General features: G+C 66.4%; 1 protein-coding gene. It reads left to right on the top strand.

What is annotated here, in order from left to right; all coding sequences use genetic code 11:
* Positions 1–408, top strand: a 408-nt coding sequence (locus tag EN807_RS32840; protein WP_135937957.1) for a hypothetical protein, incomplete at both ends; no start/stop codon positions are given.

Genomic DNA, 408 nt, shown 5'->3' with positions numbered 1-408 from the left:
GTTTTCGCCCTGCTGGCGTATATCTGCATCGACGGCAATCGCGGCGTCGCCGCGGCCCTTGCGGTGCTCGGCCTTGAGGTCGAAAACGGCCGCATCACCGGACTGGAGAACGCCGCCATCGTGGCGCCGCTGGCGATCGCGCTTTTGGTGGTGGCGGTGCTGTTCTGCTGGGCCTTCGTCGAGACGCTGATCAACATAGCGGCCAGTCCCGACGCCACGGACAGTGTCGTGCGCGTCGCCTTCATTTCCGCCTCTGCTGTGTTGTCGCTGGTTCTGGTCGGCGGCGCGGCGCAAGGAATCGACGGACTGTTCATGGTCGTCGCCGTGCAACTGACCGCGCTGCTCGCATCCTATGTCGCGGTGCTGGCCGAGCAGCGCACGGCGCGGGTCGAGGCGTTTGCGGCTGAC

This window comes from Mesorhizobium sp. M5C.F.Ca.ET.164.01.1.1 (assembly GCF_004792125.1).
Taxonomy (GTDB): Bacteria; Pseudomonadota; Alphaproteobacteria; order Rhizobiales; family Rhizobiaceae; genus Mesorhizobium; species Mesorhizobium wenxiniae.
Note: the sequence above shows the minus strand (reverse complement) of the source record. Positions and strands in the feature narration are given on the sequence as shown.